The organism is Flavobacterium sp. KACC 22763 (assembly GCF_028736155.1).
Lineage (GTDB): Bacteria > Bacteroidota > Bacteroidia > Flavobacteriales > Flavobacteriaceae > Flavobacterium.
On sequence record NZ_CP117879.1, the window covers coordinates 1522711 to 1546351 of the forward strand.

Sequence of the window (23641 nt, forward strand, 5' to 3'; positions counted from 1 at the left end):
TATGAAATGATGAAAAATCTAACAGCGCTCTTTTTGGCTGTGTTTTCAACAATATGCTGGGCGCAGGAAAAAGCAAATGATAGTCTTGAAACCGTAAAGCTTAACGAAATAATTGTCATTGGAAGCAAATCTTCTTTACATCTAAAACAATCAAAATCATTAACCTCTGTAGAAGAATATCTCTCAAAATCATCAAAAGTAAATATGATCAAAAGAGGTGCTTATGCATGGGAGCCTGTTATAAATAACATGGCTACAGAACGCACCGTGATTACGATTGACGGAATGCGCATATTTGGCGCGTGTACCGACAAAATGGATCCGATTACTTCTTATGTTGAGGTTTCAAATTTGGCCGAAGCCAGCGTAGCATCTGGACAGCTGGCAAGCTGTCACGGTGCAGGAATTGGCGGATCAGTCGATTTAAAACGCAATCAGTTTAGTGATAAAAATACAGCCTGGAATGGCAGTTTAAATTCTGGTTTTGAAAGCAATAATCTTCAAAAAATTATTGGTGCGTCTTTAGGGTATAATGATTCTCGATTTTATACTCATATCGATTTTATGCATCGTGATGCCGATAATTATAAAGCAGGTGGAAACAAAGAAGTGAGTTTTTCTCAATTTACCAAATACAATATTTCTGCTACTGCTGGATATTTTATAAACAAACAAAACCTTTTGGAAGCTTCTGTAATTTATGATAAAGCAACAAATGTGGGATACCCTGCCCTTCCTATGGATGTTTCTTTAGCCGAAGCTAAAATTGTATCTCTAAGTTATAAATATGTGCCAAAATCTAACCTTATAACAAACTGGGAAACAAAAGGCTATTTTAATTCCATCACCCACCGAATGGACGATACCAAAAGACCAAATGTACCGATACACATGGATATGCCGGGATGGTCTGATACGTATGGTTATTATTCGAGAATTAAGGGAAATATGAAAAACCATAATTTTCTAGCTGACTTGAACGGTTTTTACAATAAATCGATTGCAGAGATGACAATGTATCCTTCAGATCCTAACGAAAATCTGATGTTTATGTATACTTGGCCAGATGTCAGAACTTTATACAACGGATTGTCTTTAGAAGATAATATCAAAATTTCTGAAAAAGATCATCTAAGGATTGGCGCAAATCTTGGATTTCAAAATAATACTGTAGCAAATGATTTTGGTTTAGCGAGTCTCCGCATTTTTTATCCTGATATGGATGCTTCAAAAAATCGTTTCCTAAAAAGTTTTGCAGCTAATTATACCAGAAATATCGATCAGTTTGAATTCGGATTTGGTTTGGCTTACGCCGAAAGAGCGCCATCTGTATCTGAAGGCTACGGATTTTATCTCTACAACAGCAGTGATTTTTATGATTATATCGGGAATCCAAATCTAAAAAATGAAAATGCTCTTGAAGGAAATTTTTCAATTGGATATAAAACATCGCAATTATCAGCAAAAATTACGGGTTCGTATTTCTATTTTTCAAACTATATAATAGGTAAAATTGACCCTAATACGCTTCCTATGACTATTGGTGCTTCTGGAGTAAAAAGATATGAGGCCATAGACAATGCCAAAATATTCAATACCGATTTTAATCTGACTTATGATTTTCTGGAAAATTGGCAATTTAAGTCTCAGCTTACTTATAGTTCAGGAAAAGATAATGAAGGAAATAATTTGCCATTTATAAGTCCGATTAAATACAGCGCTGGAATCGATTTTAAGAAAGAAAACTTTAATGCTGGAATTAACGCTTTAGGAAATCTAGCTCAAAATGAATTTGCAAAAGTATATGGGCAAACCAAAACTCCAGATTATCTCATTTTTGGAGTTAATGCAGGCTATACTTTCAATTGGAGCCAAAACAAATTAAAAATACAAACCGGTGTAGAAAACATTTTTGACAAATATTACACCACTTATGCCGACTGGAATAAAATTCCGCGAATGGGCCGAAATGTCTTTGTAAATCTCACTTTCACTTTAGATTAAGATGTTATTATTAAGGTTAACATATACAAACAAATATAAAACAGTATGATTAGAATCATGTTTTGAAAAAAATGATGATAATATATTTACCCTATTAAAATTATGTATTAAAATATATTTTGATACAAGCTTAAAACATAAATACCCAACAGTTTTATAGGTTAACGAAGCCGAAAATTCAAAGCAGAAAAAATGAACACGAACTTTTTAGTACAAGAAATACTCCGATTGAAAAAGGAAAAGAATGCTGTTATCCTGGCTCATTATTATCAAGATGAGGATATACAGGAAATAGCAGATTTTATTGGAGATAGTCTTGAACTGGCAAAAAAAGCTCAAAATACAAATGCTGATATTATCGTTTTTGCGGGAGTTCATTTTATGGCAGAAACAGCAAAAATTCTAAATCCAAACAAAAAAGTAGTATTACCCGATTGGAACGCTGGCTGTTCGCTTGCTGATGGCTGTCCGCCAGAAGATTTTAGATTATTCAAAGAACAGCATCCCGATCATATTGTGGTTACTTACATCAACTGTTCTGCCCAAATAAAAGCTATGAGCGATCTAGTCTGCACATCGGCAAATGCCAAAAAAATAATCGAATCTATACCAGCAGAACAAAAAATCATATTTGCTCCAGATGAAAATTTAGGCAAATATCTACAGAAAGAAACCAAACGCGAACTGGTCTTATGGAAAGGCTCTTGTGTAGTGCATGAAGCCTTTTCATTAGACAAACTAATTGAAATATACAACAACAACCCAACTGCAAAAATTGCAGCACACCCTGAATCTGAAGACCATATTTTAAAAGCAGCACATTACATCGGCTCAACTTCGGGAATTATTAATTTCATTAAAACGGATCCTGCTGCCGTTTTCATTGTGGCCACAGAAGCCGGTATCCTGCATGAGCTTACAAAAGCTGTACCTGATAAAACGCTGATTCCGGCTCCTACCACAGAAGACAACAGCTGTGCCTGCAGTGAATGTGCCTATATGAAAATGAATACACTCGAAAAGTTGTATTTGTGTCTTAAAAATGAAAGGCCAGAAATGCTGATTACAGAAGAATTGAGAACAGAAGCGCTAAAGCCTATTAGAAGAATGCTTGAATTATCATAAAAACGCAATAAACTTAAATCAAAATAACATGCTTAAAACAGATATATTGATCATCGGTTCTGGTATTTCGGGATTATTTTTTGCTATGAAAACGGCAAAAAAACGTCCAGACTTATCTATTGTTATAATGACGAAAGAAACAGCCAAAAATACCAATACGCAGCTTGCTCAAGGTGGTATTGCTGTAGTGACAGACCTTATAAAAGACAGTTTTAACAAACACATACATGATACCCTTCGTTCTGGAGGTGGCCTGTGCGATAAAGAAGTCGTTAATATGGTCATTAAACAAGCTCCCGAAAGGCTTCAGGAATTAATCGAAATTGGAGCTTCTTTTGATAAAAATGAAAAAGGACAATGGGATTTAGGTTTAGAAGGTGGGCATTCTCAACATAGAATATTACATCATAAAGATAGCTCCGGACAGGAAATCGAGCAGAAACTGCTCAAAATAATCAAGAAAATGCCCAATATTGAGCTTTTAGAAAATCATATGGTCATTGACTTAAATACCGAAACAAAAAAAGCTAAAACTACTTGTACCGGAGCCTTTTTCTTTGAAAAAAAACATAATCGAATTAAATACATTAGAGCAAGAACTATTGTTTTATGTACAGGCGGATGCGGTCAGCTTTTTGAAAACACAACAAATCCTAAAATAGCAACAGGAGACGGATTAGCGATTGCTGCACGAGCAGGTGCAGAAATTGTCGATATGCAATACATTCAATTTCATCCAACAGCATTATTTACAGGAAAAGAGAATCCGTTGTTTTTAATTTCTGAAGCTGTTAGAGGTTTTGGTGCTCATATTGTAAATGATGAAGGAAAAAGATTTTTGTTTAAATATGATATTCGAGGCGAATTGGCGACAAGAGATATGGTCTCAAATGCCATTAGTAAAGAACTTCAAATCACCGGAAAAAATCATGTTTATTTAGACTGCAGACATTTAGATTCAAAAGCTTTTACAAATCAATTTCCTGTCATCACGGCACACTGCAATGAGCTAGGTATTAGACCAGAGAAAGATTTAATTCCAGTTGTTCCAGCTGCCCACTATCAATGTGGTGGAATAAAAGTGGATCAAAATGGTGTTACTTCTATTAAAAATCTCTATGCTATTGGTGAATGTGCTAGAACAGGTCTACATGGTAAAAACCGTCTAGCATCAAACTCGCTTCTTGAAGGTTTGGTCTTTGCGCATCAGGCTTCAGAAAATGTAGATAAAACTATTGCCGAATTTATTTTTTCATCACAAATACTAATTCCGAAGTTTCCAAAAGCTCATAATGTGGATGATTACCTTGCTTTTGAAATACTTAAAAAGGAATTGCAAAAAATGGTTACTTCGTTTTATACCAGTGAAGAACGTAATGCCGAGTTAGCTTTTGAAAAAATAAAAGAGCTTCATAATTATGCCGTTTCACTTACGGAAGCACATGAAATTACGATTCCGTTTATTGAATTTTCGAACATGATTGCTGCTTCCTTGTTAATCATTAAACAATGTAAAGCTGCGGCAGACCAAAAAATATGCTAAAACCAAAATTAATCTATACCCCAAGCCATTATGAAACTAACAAGCAAAACAACCATTGGTGAAATCGTCACAGATGATTTCAAAACAGCGGCCATTTTTACAAAATTCCATATCGACTTTTGCTGCAAAGGATATCGAACTATCGAAGAAGTATGCAAAAAAAGAGATATTGAAGAAAGCGTTCTTATAGAGCATATTGAAAAAGCAAGAAGTAATTCTGCCAATCAGTCTTTTGATTATAAAAGCTGGTCTGCAGATATGATTGCAGATTATATAACTAAAACCCATCATAGATATGTTACAGAAAAGTCTCCTGTCATTTTGGAGTATTTAAATAAATTATGCGGTGTTCACGGTGCGATTCATCCTGAGCTTCATGAAATTCATACTATTTTTTCAAAAACGTATTTGGATCTCACGGCTCATATGAAAAGAGAAGAGTTGGTTGTTTTTCCTTTTATTAAAAAAATGAAAGCCGCACACAGTAAAGGTACAGAGCTGGAAACACCGCCTTTTTTATCTATTGAAGCCCCAATTCTAACTTTAAAAGATGATCATATTACAGAAGGACAGCGCTTTAAGAGAATTGCAGCATTAACCAATAATTATACACCGCCAGTTGACTCATGCAACACTTATAAAGTGGCATTTCTGATGTTGGAGGAATTTGACAAGGATTTAAAAAAGCATATTCACTTGGAAAACAACATTCTGTTTCCAAAAGCAATTGAACTTGAAAAAACATTTGAAAAAGTGTCTTAAATAAAATCAAAACCATGGAAAAATATGTAATCAAACGCAATGGAGATTATAAGCCTTTTGAAGCTTATAAAATTCAGGATGCCATTCAAAAAGCTTTTCAGAGCGTCAATCAGCCTGTAGATAAGAGAATATTTAAAACTGTTCTTTCTGGTCTTGAGGCAAAATATTCTTGGCCTGTAGAAGAAATTCAGGATATGATTGAAAGAGTGCTTTTTGAAAACGGGTATTTCCAAACCATGCGTTCGTTTATAATTTATCGTCATACGAGAAAATTACAGCGAGAACATATTAATGGTTTAAACGATGACACCACTTATATAGACAGTACACAAACTGTTGAAGAATACATTAACCAATCAGATTGGCGAATTAATGCGAATGCCAATATTTCGTATTCAAATGCAGGATTGGTTAGTAATACCGCGGGAAAAGTTATTGCCAATTATTGGCTTGACAAAATATATAATAAAGAAGAAGGTTCTGCTCACAGGAATGGCGACATACACATCCATGATTTGGATTGTCTTACCGGATACTGCGCTGGTTGGAGCTTGCGTGTGCTGTTAAATGAAGGTTTTAATGGCGTGCGCGGCCGTGTCGAGAGCAGACCTCCTTCTCATTTTAGAGAAGCATTAGGGCAAATGGCCAATTTCTTAGGAATTCTGCAAAGCGAATGGGCAGGCGCTCAAGCTTTCAGTTCTTTTGATACCTATTTGGCTCCTTATGTTTTTAAAGATCAGCTTTCTTATGATGAAGTTTTAAAAGGAATCAGAAGTTTTGTTTACAATTTAAATGTACCTGCACGCTGGGGCCAATCGCCTTTTACAAATATTACCTTGGATTGGAATGTGCCAGAAGATCTAAAAGAACAGATTCCGACGCGAAATGACGAACATTTATTTTTAAAGGTCACTGATGAAAATCTGATTTTGGAAGCTAAAAACAGAGGCGTTTCAAAATTGATAGATTTAAAATATGCTGATTTTCAAAAAGAAATGAATGTTATCAATAAAGCATATTACACCATTATGACAGAAGGTGATGCCAACGGGCAGCCGTTTACATTTCCGATTCCAACAGTAAATATTACTGAAGATTTTGACTGGAATGGCGAAAATGTAGATTTGCTTTTTGAAAACACAGCTAAAATCGGTTCGTCTTATTTCCAGAATTTTATTGGAAGCCAATATCTATTGGATGATAACGGGAATCGAATCGAGAATCCAGATGCTTATAAACCAAATGCGGTACGCAGTATGTGCTGCCGTTTACAGCTAGATTTAAGAGAATTGCTAAAACGCGGAAATGGTCTTTTTGGAAGTGCCGAAATGACGGGCAGCATTGGCGTAGTGACCATTAATATGGCGCGTTTAGGCTATCTTCATAAAGGAAACATAATTAGTTTGTTCGAACATTTGGATGAATTGCTTCAAATTGCAAAATCGACTTTAGAAAAGAAAAGAATCTTTATCCAGCAGATGTACGACCGCGGACTTTATCCGTACACACAGCGCTATTTGAAACATTTTAGAAATCATTTTTCTACCATTGGCGTAAACGGAATGAACGAAATGGTTGTGAATTTTTCTGAAGGGAAACAAAATATAACTGATCCCTCAGGAATTCATTTTGCAACAGAAATTTTAGATCACATTCGACTGCGAATGAAAGAATTTCAGGAAGAAACAGGAAACCTTTACAATTTAGAAGCAACTCCAGCAGAAGGAACAACATATCGTTTTGCAAAAGAAGACAAAAAACGTTTTCCAGAAATTCTGCAAGCGGGACAAAATGAAAACATATACTATACCAATAGTTCACAAATTCCGGTCGATCATACCGACGATCCTTTTGAAGCCTTATTGCTTCAAGATGAATTGCAATGCAAATATACTGGCGGTACAGTTTTGCATCTTTACATGAGAGAAAAAATAAGCAGTCCAGAAGCCTGTAAAAACTTCGTAAAAAAAGTTTTAACCAATTTTAAACTGCCTTATATAACCGTAACACCAATTTTCAGCATTTGCCCTATTCATGGCTACTTAAACGGTGAACATGAATATTGTCCAAAATGCGACGAAATTTTACTCAATAAAAACAATCAAAAACACTTGGCTTATGAAAACGAAAACGCTTAAAATTCTAGAAGAAAAAAAATCCCAAAGAAGCAAATGTTTGGTTTATACACGTGTAATGGGGTATCACAGACCTGTAGAAAGTTTTAATATTGGAAAAAAAGGTGAACACCAACAGCGTACACATTTCGAAGAAACCATCATCTATTAAAGGAATATTTAGCCTCACGCCTTTTACTTTATTAGATTATCCGCATAAAACGGCCTGCATTGTGTGGTTTGCAGGCTGTAACATGCGGTGTTTATACTGCTACAATCCAGATATTGTTTTAGGAAAAGGAAAAATAGATTTTGATTCTGTTCTTTCGTTCCTAAAAACTCGAAAAGGATTATTAGATGGTGTAGTATTAAGCGGTGGCGAATGTACTCTACACAAAAAAATAATTGATTTTATAAAAGAAATCAAAACAATGGGATTTGCGGTTAAAATAGATACCAACGGTTCCAACCCAAAAATATTGAATAGCCTGATTCATGATCAATTAATTGATTATGTCGCGTTAGATTATAAAAGTCTTCCTCATACCTTTACAAAACTAACGCAATCAGGCTTATTTTCTGAATTTGAAGAAAGTCTATCTATTTTAATTCAATCTAATATTCCGTTTGAAGTTCGCACTACTTTTCATTCTTCTTTAATTACAGAGAATGAATTTGTGAGTATGATAAAATATCTTGAATCTAAGCATTTTGAAGGAAACTATTATGTGCAACACTTTATGAATAATGTGCCAACACTTTCAAAACTAGACCATTCAAACAAAGAAATACAACTTAAAAACTTCTCTACTCCAAAAATAAAAGTTATTTTTAGAGATTGATAACTCAAAATGAACACGTTATGACTTTGCATCATTTTGTATTAATACTTCATCTTTTGGCAGCCACAATCTGGGTTGGCGGTCATTTGCTTTTGGCTATTTGTTACCTTCCGACAGCGTTAAAGAAAAAAGATCCGCAGATTATTTTAAACTTTGAAAAGAAGTATGAAAAACTGGGTATGTCTTCTCTCGCTTTACTCATTATAACCGGAATCTGGATGGCGTATGATTTTGGCATTAAAGCTGAAACCTGGTTTCATTTTTCTAACGGATTTGAAAAAGTAGTTTCCATAAAACTGATTTTACTTTTCTGTACATTCTTTTGTGCAGTTTGTGCACAATTTTTTATTATTCCAAAACTTAAACCTAATAATATCAATAAAATGGCTGTCATTATATTAACGGTTACTTCAATTGGTATTACAATGCTAATTTTGGGGTCAACGTTGCGTTATGGCGGAATTTGAACTCTAACAATTACATTATAAAAAAAACAGCCCGTAGGCTGTTTTTCTTTGCTTATTACTATAAATCAATTGACTATTCAAAAATTAATCTTTGATAATTTTTCCTTCTTGTCTAAAACCATTTTGATCCGTAATGACGTAAACGTATATTCCTTTAATAAACTTACCGACATTAATTTCAGAAGTTATCTTAGCATCTTTAATTAAAACTCTACCCTCTGAATCAAACAAGGAAACAACATATTTTTCTAAGTTTTTGCCTGTAAAGTTTACTACAGATGCTGTTGGATTCGGAGAAACAATAATTTCATACTTTGCGTTAGATTCTGTTTCGTCAGCAGTAGCAGCAATCCTTTCAGGGCTTGGCTCTGTATTACATGCATTACATCCAGCAAAAGAAGATGATAAAATACCGCTGATAGGTTTAACAAAGCAAAAAACAGTATTGTTTGCATTAAAATTTACAGTAATTGTCGTCGATGTACCATCTGTAAATCCTATTTGTGCAGTGTAATTTTTTGTTCTGCATATAGCATTAGTTGTTTTCATATAAAATGAAGCGCAATATAGATTGCAAACAGAAGAAAAATTATATGTAATACAGCTGCCTTGAACAGGAGTAGCACATTTTATGGGAATTTCGAAACGTAGACCATTCGCAAATCCTTCAGCTATAGAATTGCAACAGTTATTTAAAGTAGTGGTAAATGCGGTACTTGTAGAATTCATACTTCCAGCTAAATAGCTATCACATTCTCCATTTAATTCACCAGTCGTAAAATAAGGATTGACACTTGTTCCAGCTGATGAAATTTTTATTCTAATAGGAGTGTTTAACGGTGCTCCAGGTCCAGAACTATTTATATACCCACCAGCTAAATTTATATTATGTTCATAGTAAATAACAGTACCTGCCACATTGGTAACAGTTAGCGTTGAGCCGCTTGATGTAGCTTGACTATTTGCTTTAAATGCTGCAAAAAATAAAAAAACAATAAAAAAAGTAAAATTTTTCATAATAATTTAATTTATATTTACCTACCTTCAGTCAGTTTAGGGTCGCTGTTTCGGTTATTCCGACCAAAATTTATAATAATTAAGCAACTTGGTTAAATAGATAAAACAATTCCCTTCGGGTGCTTAGCAACAGATAATTATTTTCTTCTAGCAAGCACAATATGTACGAAAATAACTCAATAAAATCACAATTATGTACGTTTTTCCGTAAATAATCAACTTTTTTTTCATCTTTTAACATATCCCTCTACTTCATGAAAGCAAAACGTTATTTTTAATCGCTTATAATTTTTAGTCCAGCTCGAAAAAAAGGCTGCTATAAATCATAAAAAAACAGCCCGAAGGCTGTTTAAGATAAACTTTAACTATAGTATCACATTCGATTTATTGCTATTAAGACATCATTCCCACAAGTATTGGCCCAAAAGCGGTCAATAATATATTTGCTAATGCATACGGAATAGTGTAGCCTAAAACAGGAAACTTACTCCCTGATGCATCTTGAACAGCTTTTAATCCGATTGTTGAGGTACCTGCACCTGTTTGTGCGCCAAGTAAGATAAGAGGGTTTATTTTTAATACATATCTTCCAAAATACAATCCGATGATATGAGGAATTAAAGCAACAGCTACACCGGCAAGCAAAATACCAAAACCGGTTTCTTTAAGACCCGAAATAAAACTTGGGCCAGCAGCTAGACCAACAAGTCCGATAAACGCTGCAAGACCAACATTGTCAAATATCCACAAGGCGGGTTCTGGAATTCTACCAAAAACTGGAGTTCTCGAATGCAACCAACCAAAAATCAGTCCCATAACCAACGCGCCCCCGCTTGTTGTTAAAGTTACTGAAACTCCAAATAAAGTTACCGAAAGCAAACCCAAAAGTCCACCAAGGACAATACCCAAACCAACAAAAATAATATCCGTTTCTGGACTTAGACGATCCAAATAACCTATTTCTTTCGCTGCTTCTTCCAGTTTCGCAGGTCGGCCTGAAAGATTCAAAATATCACCTCTATTTAAAACCGTCCTCGACTCAAGAGGTATCTCATGATTTTCTCTCGTTATTTTATTTAACATTAACCCATGATAGAAACTGCTTTTTCGAAGAGACTTTACCGTCATTCCTTCAATTGCTTTATTGGTAATCGTAACATCCAGATGTGCTAACGGAAAATTCAATAATTCTTCATCCAGGACTTCTGGTCCAATAGAAAAGAGACTGTCTAAAATGATTCCGTGCTGTGCCATAATAACCAGTACATCATCTTTATAAATTATTGTATCAGGTTTGGGGTCTAGCAATTGATTTTTATGGCGTATCCTTTGAATAACAATATTTTTGTTAGAAATTAATTTTTCAAAATCACTTATACTGATCCCGATCCACTTCTCATTGGTTATTCTATACGCCCGAATAATCCATCTCTGATAAGCACTTTTCATTCCTGGGCCATATTCAGTTTCACCCGAAATGGTTTCTGCCAGTTTATTACTTTCTTCAACTAAATTAATACCAAGCAATTTTGGAGCAATTCCCGTCAGAAAAAAAACAAAAGATGCTGCTCCTACTAGATAAGTTACAGAATAGGCTACCGGAATATTATTGATTAATCTGGTTTTTTCTGCATCAGCAAGATTTAAGTGGCTGATAGCATCTGAAGCGGTACCAATCACAGTTGATTCAGAAAAAGCCCCTGCTAATAATCCAGCTGCAGTTCCTATATCATAACCTAAAAAAGTAGAGACCGAATATGCTACTAAAAGGCACGATAAGCAAATCACCAAAGTAAGCAGTAATTGCGGAAAGGCATTCTTTTTAAAACCTTGAAAAAATTGTGGGCCAACTTTATATCCTGTAGAAAACAGAAAAAAATCAAAAAAAATAGTTTTTACAATACCAGGAATTTTAATATCTAACTGACCAATTAGCACTCCAGCAAATAAAGTCCCTAATACTACTCCAATTTTAAATGTCCCAATTTTAATGCGTCCGATTAAGAATCCAAGAGACAAGCATAAAAAAAGTGCCAGTTCAGGATGTTCTCTAAGTATAGCTGTAACCATATTGCGTTCTCTTTTTTAGATAAATTTAATCAAAAAAAGAATACATTATACTTAAAACATTTATAAACAACAAATTACAAGTGTCTTGCTAAAAATAAAAAAAATAGTCGCGTATATTACATCAGATTTAGATATCCTTGTTCGAGTGTTACGCTCGCACTTAAATTTATGTTCACGAGTTAAATTGGGAGATCAACGCTTAGTTATGGTGGGATTTGGATTAGATCGTTTGCTTTTTAGCAAATATTCATCTGCCATTCTTCTTGTTTCTTTATCTAAATATTTCTCATTAGTTGTTAAAATATCATAAACATCAAAAGAAGCCACTTTATAATTATACTTGTTTGACATTATTAAGGCGTAATACAAGAAACCTGTAAATTTGTGTTCTCCAATATAATGGATAGCTTTTAATTCATTGTAAGCCAAAGTATCTCCCTTACTCATAACAAGATAATCCAAACTGTCCTTAAGTTTTTTATTCTCGAGTTTTCTTCGAAAATAACTAGCTGAATTATCGTCTGAAATTACAACTTTATCATTGCTGTTCTTCTTATCACAAGAAAATAGCAAGAAAATTAAAATAATAATATACCATTTCATAAGTCGATCTATTTAAAATTACTCACAGTTTTTTAAGAATAATTGTTTTCCTTCTGTTTGACCAAGTACAGAAATTTCTAGCCATACTTTACAAGCATTCTCTTTATCTCCAGCTTCAAAATATATCGCAGCTTTGTTATATAAAGCGTCTATATTCTTGGAATTAAATTTGTATGATTCTGAAAAATATGCAATAGATTCTAAATATTTTTTCTCTTCATAAGCAATTAATCCTTTATTAAAGTAATCTGATGATTTTCTAATATCTTCCATTTTCACGCCATAGATTCTATCAAATTCAGTTAAATCCGTTGTAAAAAATATTACCGAAATTCCCCAAAATGTTTTTGTAATTTCACTTTTTAGAACAAACGGAATTTCTATTGATTCATAATCTTTTAAATCTTTTAAATTCCATTTTTCAAAAGAACCATCAATGACCTTTTTTACCAATCTTATCCTTGATGAGTCCTTTTGTGTTGAAAATGTAATTTCTGTTTTTATCCTTTTCTTATCAGGATAAATCTTCAAGTTTCCAACTAACTCAAAATTTGAATAATTATTTTTAAAAGCTTTGTTTAAATCTATTTCAATAGTGCCATTTGTTTTTGGCGAAAATAATTTTGATGCAACTATATTTTTCTCATTCTTATTCTCTTCTTTGAATTTTGAAATTATGACTTCTTGTCTAACAAAATAGGATCTTTTAAGTTTATCATCAGTCAATCCATCAATTTTCTCGCATAATATTAAAGAATCTTTCGTTACTTTTTCAATTACAAATCCAGAATATTGGGATGTTTTCATAAAATTTTTAATCAATTTAAAATCCAAACAGCTCTCATTTACTTTATGAACTGGATTGGAATTGATACATAATTTTCCTTGACTGATCCTAAATTCCATGTAACCTGAATCTTCTGTAAATCCGTCAGATAGATCACTACCATCTTTCAATTCTCCTTTATACTTTATCCAGTACCCTTCTATTGCTGAAAGATTAATTTGTCCATAATTTATATTAAAAAAAAGAAAGCTTAATAAAAGGAAAAGTTTTTTCATTTAAATTTTATAGATAGTTTTTCTAAAGGATAAACATACTAAATTAATTGTTCAACTGAATTAATGCATAACAAATATGTTACACCAACCAATCACTCACCAACTTCCTATACGTCTCTCCTATTGGCAAAGCATTTCCGCTTTTCATTACAATCTGATTTCCGTCAATCACCTTTATTTTATCTTTTGGAATAATATATGAACGGTGAATTCTGATAAATTGATTTGATGGGAGTTTTTCTAAAATATCCTTCATGTTTTCTAAAGCCATGATTTTTTCATCATGGGTATGAATACGAATATAATCTCGTAATCCTTCAATATATAAAATATCGTTTAGAGCAATTTTATAATGCTTTCGGTCCGCTTTTACGAATAGATAATCATCTCCAGTTTTTTCTGGAACTTGAAAAGTTTCTTGCCAGCGAATAAATTTCTCAACACTTTGATAGAATCGATTAAACGTAATGGGTTTTAATAAATAATCAATTACATGAAACTGAAATGCTTCTAGAGCATACTGCGGATAAGCCGAAGTAATGATAAAATTATACTTCTGATTGAACATTTGCATTAATTCGATTCCCGTTAATTGTGGCATCTGAATATCAATAAAAATCAAATCAACCGATTCTGTATTTAGAACTTCGATTGCTTTAAAAACATCACTGTCAGCGTATAAAACATTCAATCTTGAAATTTTAGAAGCATAATCGGCAATGAGTTTTACGGCAAAAGGTTCGTCATCCAGAATAATGCAGTTTATTTTTTTATTCATTTTAAATCTATTTCAAGTTCGGCTGTAAAATGGTTTTCTTCTTTAGTAATTTTAATTTGGTGTTTTTCGGGATAATGAATCTGTAAACGCTTTTGCAAATTATCTAAACCAATTCCGCCCAAACTATCTTTTTTCTGCGTTCCGATTTTATTTTTCACTTTAAAAATCAATTTTTCAGAAGAGACTTTTAGCTGAATTTCTATTGGTTCTGAGTCTGAAACTTCTCCATGTTTTAAAGCATTTTCTACCAAAGGAGACAAAATATATGGCGGAATTTCTTCAAATTCATTTTTCACTTCGACATTAAAATCAACCCGAACATTATCCTGATGTCTCAATTGTTCGAGTTCAATATACGCTTTTATATACGCAACTTCGTCTGAAAGTTTGATCTTTTCTTTCTGCGATTCATAAGTCGTAAAACGCATAATCTGGCTCAACTTGTCAATTGCAGTCAACGACTTATCTGATTGAAAATAAACCATTGAGTAAATGTTATTTAAAGTATTAAATACAAAGTGCGGATTAATCTGCGCTTTCAAGAATTTAATTTCGGTATTCTTATTTTCTTCTAAAATAACCTTGTTATATTCTAAAAGACGAATCGAATAAATCACAAACCAAAGAAAAGAACTCAAGATAATGGCCATACTGCTATAATGCAAATTGTCGAGCATATAACTCAGAAAATTGACATTGGTATAATTTACTCTATCAAATAATAATTTGGTTATAATTTGCTCTAAAACAAACCTTAGAAAAGTAAAAACGAGATACGAAACAAAAGCTCCAGCAAAAAGTCTTTTCCAGTTAAAAGCTTTGAAAACCGTTTTCATTACGATCAAATAATGGAAATAAAATGTAATAATGAAAACAATAAAATAAGTACAAAGAAATAGATCGGGTACAGAAAATCGTGCTCCAATCGGATTTTTCACGAAAGTGAAATATGAAATTAAAAGCCAATAAATAATATGAATTAAACATTCTAGCCTTTTGGTAATGGTTCCTTTATACATTCGGTATATTTTTAAAACAAAGATATACATTCAGTAAAAAGCATTTTAACAGGTTTGCAGATTAATCGAAGGGGTTTGTCGATAAAAGTGGTTTTCGGGTTTTAATTCTAACAGTTTTGTCCTGTAATTAAAATCAAAACCATGAACAGAATCATTTTAGTATCAATTTTATTTCTATTTCAAATTAACGCGTTTGCCCAGCAATTTTCTTTAAAAGGAAAAATCATAAATCAAAACAAAACACCTATAGAATTTGCGACAGCAACTTTATTAAAAACCGACAAAACGTTGTATCAGCAAGCTTCGACTGATAGTTTAGGTAATTTTATTTTAAATACTGAAAAAGGGAACTATAAGTTAATTATAGAACAATTTGGAACTGAATTCTATGCCAAAGAAATAATCGTACATCAAGATCTTGATTTAGGAATAATTGAGGTGAAAGAATTAGTACAATTAGACGGCGTAACCATTAATTCAAGAAAAAAACTGGTAGAACAAAAAGTGGATCGACTGGTTTTTAATGTCGAAAATTCTGTTGTTGCAACTGGTGGAACTGCTTTGGACGCTTTAAAATCTACACCAACGGTTAGAGTTCAAAACGAAACCATTTCTATTGTTGGAAAAGGAGAAGTTCTGGTTATGATTGATGATCGTTTGAACAAAATGACTCAAGAAGATTTATCTGCATTTTTAAGATCGATTCCTGCTGATAATATTAAAAGTATCGAGGTAATTACAACGCCTCCAGCAAAATACGAAGCAGAAGGAAACAGCGGTTTAATTAACATTAAATTGAAAACAGCTAAGGCGAATTCTTGGTCAGCAAATCTCGGAACTACCTATGTGCAAAGAAGTTATGCAAGCGGAAACATAAGCGGATTATTTATCTACAATTACAATAAACTATCACTTCAAGTTTCTATTAATAAAGGAAAAGATCAGTTTTTCACCACTTCTGATAATAGAATTTATTACCCAAACGAACTTTGGAAACAAGATATTGCAGCTAAGTCAAAAACAAATTTATTGAGCATTGGTTTTGGTGCCGACTATAAATTAACGGAGAAATGGACTTCTGGAATAAAATATTTAGGAAGTTTTAATGAGAGAAATTCAGCAAATAATCCGCTGACAACTCGATATAATACTTCTGGCGAAATCAACTCTTATATTTTGTCTGATGTAAATGCACAGAACAAACCTCAAATGAATTCTATAAATTGGAATAATGTTTTTACATTAAATAATGAAGGCAAAAACATTACTGTAGATTTAGATTATTTCAACTATCAAAAAGACGATTCTCGTGTGTTTTCGGGCAATGAAATGGATAATGAGAAACAAAATATATCAGGAACTTATTTCGCGGCAATCAATTCTAACTTAAACCGATTGAAAAATTACTCAGCAAAAATCGATGTTTCTCTTCCTTATTCTTGGGCGAATATCAGCTTTGGCGGAAAAGGATTTTATACCAATAACAAAAATAATTTGACCGTTTTTGACAACGAAACTGGAACTCCAATCTTGAATACTGATTCTTCAAATATTTTCACTTACAAAGAATACAATGAAGCAATCTATTTTTCTGCAAACAAAAAATTGAACGAGAAATGGGAAACGCAAATTGGCTTAAGAACCGAAGCTACACAAACAGAAGGCTATTCTGAAAATCTAAACCAAACTAATAAAAACAATTATATTAAATTGTTTCCAACAGCTTATTTGACTTACAATGCAAATGATAATAATACCTATTCACTAAACTACAGCCGAAGAATCCGCAGACCAGATTTTGATTATTTGAATCCGTTTGTCATTAGAACCAGTCCATTTTATTATTCTGAAGGGAATCCGTTTTTGAAGCCTTCTATTATTGACAATTTTGAGTTTTCTTATATTCGAAATCAAAAATGGGTAAATACAATCTATTTTTCTCAGGTTTCAAATTTTGGACAACAATTAGCCATTATTGATCCTCAAACAAATATCACAAAAAGCACCCCCATCAACTATGCTGACACTTACCAAATAGGTCTTTCAACATACTACAATTTCAATAAATATACTTGGTGGAACAGTTTCATGGGATTCAATTTAAACTATCAAAATGTAAAATCAAGAACCAATTTAATTGCGTCTGTAGATGGTTACAACGGTTATATTTACAGCAATAACGATTTTACAGTAAATCAATCGAAAACTCTTTTTCTTGGTTTAAATTATGGTTTGCAATTGCCAGGACGCTATCAGGTTTTTAATATTTCAACTTTGAATATTTTAGATGTTTCGGTGAAATTTCTAGCCTTAAAAAAGAATCTTTCAATCACTTTAACAGGAGAAGATCTATTGAATGCTCAAAAACCATTTATCTCTTATTATTCAAACGGAATTAAAAATACAATGAAAAACTATGGTGATTCTAGAGCTTTTAGAATTGCTTTGAGTTATAAATTCGGAAACCAAAATGTAAAATCTAAAGAAAGAAATTTTGGAAATGAAGAGGAAAGAAATAGAGCGAATTAGTTTTTTACAATAAATTAAATTTAGGCAAAGGAGCTTTAAACATTGCCTTTTCCAAATGTTCAAAGCTCTTTTATCTCTTTCAAAAACAATCAAATACATAAAAAAATCATTATTCTTTTGTTTTTATGACCAATCGGTCATATATTTGCATCGTTAAATACAATCTATCATGACAAAAGGTGAAGAAACCAGACAATTTATTATAGAAAAAGCAGCTCCTATTTTTAATACAAAAGGAATTGCAGCCACTTCTATGAGCGATATTATGGAGGCAACTAAATTGTCTAAAGGAAGTATGTATGTGCATTTTGAAAACAAAGATGTTTTGGCCTGCGCTGCTGTAGATCATAACATGAAAATACTAAGCTCTAAACTTGAAAATGCACTTAGAGAAGGTAAAAGTGCCAAAGAACAGCTTTTTGCTTATATAGATTTTTTTAGCAATCCAATCAATCCACCAGTAATTGGCGGATGTCCTCTGCTAAACTTTGGAACGGAAGCTGACGATACAAACCCGATTGTAAAAGAAAAAGTAAACACCGCCATCAAACGAGGACAGGTTCTTTTAACTTCGATTATAGAAAAAGGAATTGCTAATAAAGAATTTCAACCTGACTGGAATGCTTCAGAATTTGCCATTACACTTTTTGCTATGCTTGAAGGCGGACATTTAATGTCTCGAGTGTCTGGCAATAACGAAAACATGAAAACAATAGAAAAAACGCTTAAAAAAATTATATCTGAAAAATTGATATAATTTTTTTTACCCTAAAAATGACCGATTGGTCATTTTTAAAAATTAATTAATTAATTATAAAAATAATTACCATGTCAAAAACAATTTTAATTACAGGAGCTTCAAAAGGATTTGGAAGAGCTTGGACAGAAGCCTTTTTAGCTAAAGGATACAATGTAGCTGCAACAGCTAGAAATCTAGAAACATTAAACGATTTAAAAGAGAAATACGGAAGTACAATCTTACCATTAAAACTTGATGTTAATAATCGTGAGGAATCTTTACAAGTGGTTCAAACAGTAAAAGAACATTTTGGAACAATTGATGTTTTGATCAACAATGCCGGTTATGCGCTTACAGGTGCAGTTGAGGAAGCTAGCGAAAAAGAAGCGAGAGAACAGTTTGAAACCAATTTCTTTGGGACATTATGGTTAACACAAGCCGTTCTGCCAATTATGAGAGAACAAAAAAATGGTCATATTATTCAAGTTTCTTCGATTTTAGGATTGGCAACTTTACCAACAGAAATGGGACTTTACAGCGCTTCTAAATTTGCTGTTGAAGGTTTAAGCGAAACATTGGCTTCTGAAGTAAAACAATTTGGAATTAACGTTACTTTATTGGAACCAAATGGATATGAATCTAATATCTGGCATACCGGAATTAGTAGTGAAAGTATTCCTGCATATGATAACATCAAAAAAGCTCTGGCTGAAAGAGAAAACATTTTTGGAAAAGTTGAAGCAACTGCTCCAATAGTGGTGAAATTAGTAGAAAATGAAAATCCGCCTTTGAGATTGTTATTAGGAAAAGTGGCGTTTCCATTTGTTAAACAAAGCTATGATCAAAGATTAGAAAGCTGGGAAAAATGGAACGATGTTTCTGTTGAAGCGCATGGTTAATTAATTGGTGATTTAACAAAAAAGATAATTTCAAAACAAAGTTATCATTCCGTAGGAATGTTTGGTTGGTAGAAAAAAAAAAAATCAACAGTCATATTGACGTTCCGTAGGAACGTTTGATATGCGTCACCATAAAAAATGATAAAAACCAAACGTTCCTACGGAACGTAAAACTAATGACAAAATCATCGGTTTCTACCAACGAAATGTTCCTATGGAACACGGCAATATATATCCAAAAACAAAAAGCGCAAATATAATTTTGCGCTTTTTACATTTTACATAAAATGGTTTTTATGCTTTAACCTTTTTCTTCTTAGACTTCTTCCCTTTCTTCCACCAAATTATAAATCCGGTTATAGGCAAAGAAGCTCCAATCAAACTTACTAAACTCCAGATTATTTTTCCTGTAAAACCAAAGAAAACTCCTGTATGCAAGTCGTGATTACTTGCTTCATAAACATCTGCGGCGTTGTTGTCTTTATATAATTTGGTACGAAGCATCTGCCCTGTTTTTCCGTCAAAGAAAAGCGTGTTTTGATTTCTAGCCCAATCATTCGGATACGTCATTCTTAAACGAAGTTCACCTGTTTTTCTAATTGAAAATGAAACCGAAGTTGCACCTGGATATTTTGCATTTGCATTTTCGTAGATATTATTATAACGAACAGGAATTGTAGTCGAATCTATTTTAGCGTTAGAAACCACTTCGTCACCTTTTCTAAGTTTGCTTCCCGTTACTAAACTAACTCCTTTTTTAACCGCATCATATTTGAAATACGTTCCCGAAAAAGCAATTAAAAGCAGAAAAATTGAAGCATAAAATCCTAAAACCTGATGCAGGTCAAAATTGATTCTTTTAGACGAGCCACTCCATTTTATCTTTAAGGATTGCTTAAGCTGACGTCTCTGTTTTGGAAACCATAAAATTAATCCTGTTATCAGCATAACGATAAAAATCACAACCGACCAGCCTTGTATAAATTCGCCAACTTCTCCTAACAACAAAGTGCGATGTATTTCTAGTACAGTATTCAGCCAGTCTGCTCCTTGTTGGTTTATTAAAGTTCCATCGTACGGATTGAAAAAATAGGTCTTTTTCTTTTTGGTAGAAATTTGAACTGTCGCATTGGGTTCTTCTTTTTCTATTTTTAAAGCCGTTATTTTCTGTTTAGGCTCAAGACGTTCATAGTTTTCAATTATAGTTTTTAACCCTATAAATGGCTTTTCCTGAACGGGAACATGCAGATATTCTTTGTTGCTAAAATCACGAATTTCTTCTTCAAAAACATAAAGAAAACCCGTAATACTCACTATAAAAACAATGAGGCCCGATGCTAAACCGAGCCACAAATGTATTTGTCTGATAGTCTTTTTAAAACCTTTGGTCATAATTTGCAGTAAAATCCAAATGTAGATAATATCATTGTAATTGACGAATCGTAACTGTTAGAATTTAAAGGTAATATTTCCTGTAACTCTCGTTGGGTTTTGAGCCGCTAAACGATATGACCAATATTTTTCGTTGGTAAGATTATCTACTTTTAAACCTAACCTAAATTTTGGTCTGTCATAAAAAACAGAAGCGTCTAAAACCGTGTAAGAAGGAATCGTAAATTTAAACGTTGAAGTATTCGTTTGATAATACTCACTTCCATAAATTCCTCCAAAACCAAATCCAAGACCAGAAGCCGCTCCTTCGGTTAATCTGTAACTTGCCCAAAGATTGGCAGTTGTTGGCGAACCTGCAGTTGTAGGTCTTAAACCATTAATACTCGGATTTGCTTTTGTGTATTCACTATCATTATACGTATAGCCAGCCACGATGTTTAAACCTTTAATCGGATTGGCAATTAATTCTGCTTCAAAACCTTTGCTCAATTGCGTTCCGTCTTGAATCTGGAAGTTTACGTGGTCTGGATCATCACGCGTTACATTGGTTACTTTTATATCATAATAACTGAAAGTCGCACTGATTTTATTAAAGTCAAGTTTAACTCCCCCTTCTAACTGATTCGCCTGATTAGGCTTGAAAGTATTTCCGTAAAAATCAGATCCGCCCACATTGTTGAATCCGTTCATGTAATTTCCGAAAACTGAAACTTTATCTTTAACCACTTGGTAAACCGCTCCAAATCTAGGAGAAAATGCCGTCTGATTATAGTTTCCTGCAATAGAATCACGGCTTGGGTAATATACTCCTTTATTAATATAACGATCGGCTCTAACACCTCCCATTACCAATAATCTATCGGTAACATTTAACACATCAGAAACGTAAGCACTATATGTTCTTTCGTTGTTTGACACCATATTAGTGTATGTAGCATTTGCAAATAAAGGCTCAATTTTATTTAGAGTAAAATTGTTGTAAGCATCTCCAGGCTTTCTAAAATTAAGTGCCGGCATGTTTACTATTGCATCATTACGTGTGGCACGAAGGCTGTAAAAATCAAATCCTGCTACTACTCTATTACGCAATTTTCCGATTTTAAAATCTCCGTTAAAATTCTGCTGAATATCAGTTCCATAATAAGGATAATCCTGATTGGTAACTTGCTGTCTCAATGTTTCATTACTTAACATTGTCAAAGCCACAACATATCCTTCAGATGAAGATCGTGTACGCGAAACGATAGTTTGTGAAGTCCATTGGTCTGAAATTTTATATTTCAACTGTGCAAAAATATTATATTGCTGACCTGTGTAGTTTACTGTATTATTAGCAAATGAAAGATTATATGGAATTCCTAATTCTTCAATGCTATGTGCGGTAGCGTCTGCTTTTGTGTAAGGCGTCAATCGTGTTGGCGAAGTTGCTTTTGAAGCGCTAAACTCAGCATCAATCAATAAAGTCAATCTCTCATTTACTTCATAAGAGAAACTTGGCGCAATAAAAAAGCTTTTGTTGAATCCAGCATCCTGAAAACTTCTTTCGCTATGCAAAGCCGTATTGATTCTGAAAAGAGCTGTTTTGTCTTCATTCAAAGGGGTGTTAATGTCTGCCGTTAAACGATTCAAATCCCAATCACCTGCCGAAAAAGAAACTTCTCCTTTAAAGAAATTAAATGGCTTTTTGGTTACTCTGTTAAACAATCCTCCAAAAGAAGAAATCGTGCTTCCAAACAAAGTTGCCGATGGCCCTTTGATTACCTCAATACGCTCTAAATTTGAAGGATCGATTGAGTTATAGGTAAAACTTCCAACACCATTTCTTACCAATTGTGGCGTAGCAAAACCTCTAGAAATATTGGTTGTTCTTCCTTGATTTCTAACTTCGGCAATACCTGCACCTGGAACATTTTTAAAAGCGCTGTTATAATCTGTTATAACTTGCTCTTTCATTAATTCCTTGCTCACAATAGTATAAACCTGCGGATTTTCCATGTTTTTCAGTTTCATTTTAGAAACCTCTTCACTTTCTTTTCTCGCAAATCGGTTTCCTCCAGAACTTACAATTACTTCTTCTAATTTTTGCGAAGTATAAGCCAGTTCAAAATCAAGCGTAACTTCTGTGTTGTTCTGATCAATGATAACTGAAGCTGGAGAAGACTCATAACCGTTTGATTTTATTTCAACCAAATAAGTTCCAAAAGGAATATTTTTTAATTGATACGTACCATCAGAATCGGTTACGGTAGTTTTATTTAATTCTGAAATTTTAACGGTTGCACCTTGTAAATAATTTCCGTCTTTAACAACAGCCTTACCTGAAATTGTACCAACAGTTGATTGAGAAAAAGCCGTTTCTGAACATAAAAAAAGAATCAAAAAGGCAGTAAACACTCGACATAAAATATTGTTTTTAAGTGTTTTGAAAATTGTTTTCATATAAAATCTGTAATTTATCCTTATTTAGACTGGTTACAAATATATAAACGAGAACTGACTTCTTAGCAAAAGATTAAAACTTTCTTAAAAAATAATTAAAAACCCGCTTAAAAAACAAATGTTTCAATAAACAGGCAGAAAATCCAATTTTACAAAACAAATTAAATCACGATTTTGCTTGCTATTTACAAGTTAATTTTCAGCCATTTATAAGTCTGAAAGTTCACTTGATTTAAA

Annotated in this window: 19 protein-coding genes; 11 read left to right on the forward strand and 8 right to left on the reverse strand. The window is 33.1% G+C overall.

The annotated features are described in order from the left end of the window. Positions 1-6 precede the first annotated feature (6 nt). The 8 genes from PQ463_RS06710 to PQ463_RS06745 all read left to right on the forward strand — a co-directional run bounded on the left by PQ463_RS06710 (position 7) and on the right by PQ463_RS06745 (position 8857). The gene (locus tag PQ463_RS06710) at positions 7-2004 is read left to right on the forward strand and encodes a TonB-dependent receptor (protein WP_274256897.1); all 1998 of its coding nucleotides are present in this window, start codon (positions 7-9) and stop codon (positions 2002-2004) included. 192 nt (positions 2005-2196) lie between these two features. After that, positions 2197-3129, forward strand: coding sequence for a quinolinate synthase NadA (gene nadA, locus PQ463_RS06715; protein WP_274256898.1), 933 nt, complete (start codon positions 2197-2199; stop codon positions 3127-3129). 28 nt (positions 3130-3157) lie between these two features. Continuing rightward, the gene (gene nadB, locus PQ463_RS06720) at positions 3158-4672 is read left to right on the forward strand and encodes an L-aspartate oxidase (RefSeq protein WP_274256899.1); all 1515 of its coding nucleotides are present in this window, start codon (positions 3158-3160) and stop codon (positions 4670-4672) included. A gap of 30 nt (positions 4673-4702) precedes the next feature. Further along, entirely contained in the window at positions 4703-5434 is a 732-nt protein-coding gene (gene ric / locus PQ463_RS06725) for an iron-sulfur cluster repair di-iron protein (protein WP_274256900.1), read from the forward strand. A 14-nt stretch (positions 5435-5448) separates the two neighbouring features. Then, entirely contained in the window at positions 5449-7572 is a 2124-nt protein-coding gene (locus PQ463_RS06730) for a ribonucleoside triphosphate reductase (protein WP_274256901.1), read from the forward strand. Further along, a complete protein-coding gene (gene nrdD, locus PQ463_RS06735; RefSeq protein WP_202006439.1) occupies positions 7553-7720 on the forward strand; it encodes an anaerobic ribonucleoside-triphosphate reductase in 168 nt (55 codons plus the stop codon). Before PQ463_RS06730 ends, nrdD begins: the two co-directional genes overlap by 20 nt. Continuing rightward, positions 7674-8390 (forward strand): anaerobic ribonucleoside-triphosphate reductase activating protein, encoded by a 717-nt coding sequence (locus PQ463_RS06740; protein ID WP_274256902.1) that lies wholly within the window; start codon positions 7674-7676, stop codon positions 8388-8390. The genes nrdD and PQ463_RS06740 overlap by 47 nt, the downstream gene beginning before the upstream one ends. A 20-nt stretch (positions 8391-8410) precedes the next feature. Beyond that, positions 8411-8857 (forward strand): copper resistance protein CopD, encoded by a 447-nt coding sequence (locus tag PQ463_RS06745; RefSeq protein ID WP_274256903.1) that lies wholly within the window; start codon positions 8411-8413, stop codon positions 8855-8857. An 84-nt stretch (positions 8858-8941) separates the two neighbouring features. Here the strand turns inward: PQ463_RS06745 and PQ463_RS06750 are convergent, their stop codons facing one another. From PQ463_RS06750 to PQ463_RS06775, 6 genes are all read right to left on the reverse strand, one after another. Beyond that, positions 8942-9874 (reverse strand): T9SS type A sorting domain-containing protein, encoded by a 933-nt coding sequence (locus tag PQ463_RS06750; protein ID WP_274256904.1) that lies wholly within the window; start codon positions 9872-9874, stop codon positions 8942-8944. A 393-nt stretch (positions 9875-10267) separates the two neighbouring features. Further along, complete coding sequence (aspT, locus tag PQ463_RS06755) at positions 10268-11944, reverse strand: aspartate-alanine antiporter (protein WP_274256905.1); 1677 nt, start codon at positions 11942-11944, stop codon at positions 10268-10270. 192 nt (positions 11945-12136) lie between these two features. Further along, a complete protein-coding gene (locus PQ463_RS06760; protein ID WP_274256906.1) occupies positions 12137-12547 on the reverse strand; it encodes a hypothetical protein in 411 nt (136 codons plus the stop codon). Positions 12548-12565: 18 nt separating this feature from the next. Then, entirely contained in the window at positions 12566-13609 is a 1044-nt protein-coding gene (locus tag PQ463_RS06765; protein WP_274256907.1) for a tetratricopeptide repeat protein, read from the reverse strand. A gap of 79 nt (positions 13610-13688) precedes the next feature. Beyond that, positions 13689-14387, reverse strand: a complete 699-nt coding sequence (locus tag PQ463_RS06770; protein WP_274256908.1) for a LytR/AlgR family response regulator transcription factor — start codon at positions 14385-14387, stop codon at positions 13689-13691. Further along, positions 14384-15406 (reverse strand): sensor histidine kinase, encoded by a 1023-nt coding sequence (locus tag PQ463_RS06775; protein WP_274256909.1) that lies wholly within the window; start codon positions 15404-15406, stop codon positions 14384-14386. Before PQ463_RS06775 ends, PQ463_RS06770 begins: the two co-directional genes overlap by 4 nt. A 141-nt stretch (positions 15407-15547) precedes the next feature. Here PQ463_RS06775 and PQ463_RS06780 point away from each other — a divergent pair, with 141 nt between their 5' ends. The 3 genes from PQ463_RS06780 (at position 15548) to PQ463_RS06790 (ending at position 19573) form a co-directional block, all read left to right on the forward strand. After that, positions 15548-17935, forward strand: coding sequence for a TonB-dependent receptor (locus tag PQ463_RS06780; RefSeq protein WP_274256910.1), 2388 nt, complete (start codon positions 15548-15550; stop codon positions 17933-17935). A gap of 169 nt (positions 17936-18104) precedes the next feature. Then, the gene (locus PQ463_RS06785; RefSeq protein ID WP_274256911.1) at positions 18105-18692 is read left to right on the forward strand and encodes a TetR/AcrR family transcriptional regulator; all 588 of its coding nucleotides are present in this window, start codon (positions 18105-18107) and stop codon (positions 18690-18692) included. A gap of 71 nt (positions 18693-18763) precedes the next feature. Further along, positions 18764-19573, forward strand: coding sequence for an SDR family NAD(P)-dependent oxidoreductase (locus PQ463_RS06790; protein WP_274256912.1), 810 nt, complete (start codon positions 18764-18766; stop codon positions 19571-19573). 294 nt (positions 19574-19867) lie between these two features. Here PQ463_RS06790 and PQ463_RS06795 read toward each other — a convergent pair whose 3' ends face one another. Both PQ463_RS06795 and PQ463_RS06800 read right to left on the reverse strand, forming a co-directional pair. Then, positions 19868-20965, reverse strand: coding sequence for a PepSY-associated TM helix domain-containing protein (locus PQ463_RS06795; protein ID WP_274256913.1), 1098 nt, complete (start codon positions 20963-20965; stop codon positions 19868-19870). A 57-nt stretch (positions 20966-21022) separates the two neighbouring features. Continuing rightward, positions 21023-23404 (reverse strand): TonB-dependent receptor, encoded by a 2382-nt coding sequence (locus PQ463_RS06800; protein WP_274256914.1) that lies wholly within the window; start codon positions 23402-23404, stop codon positions 21023-21025. Positions 23405-23641 lie beyond the last annotated feature (237 nt).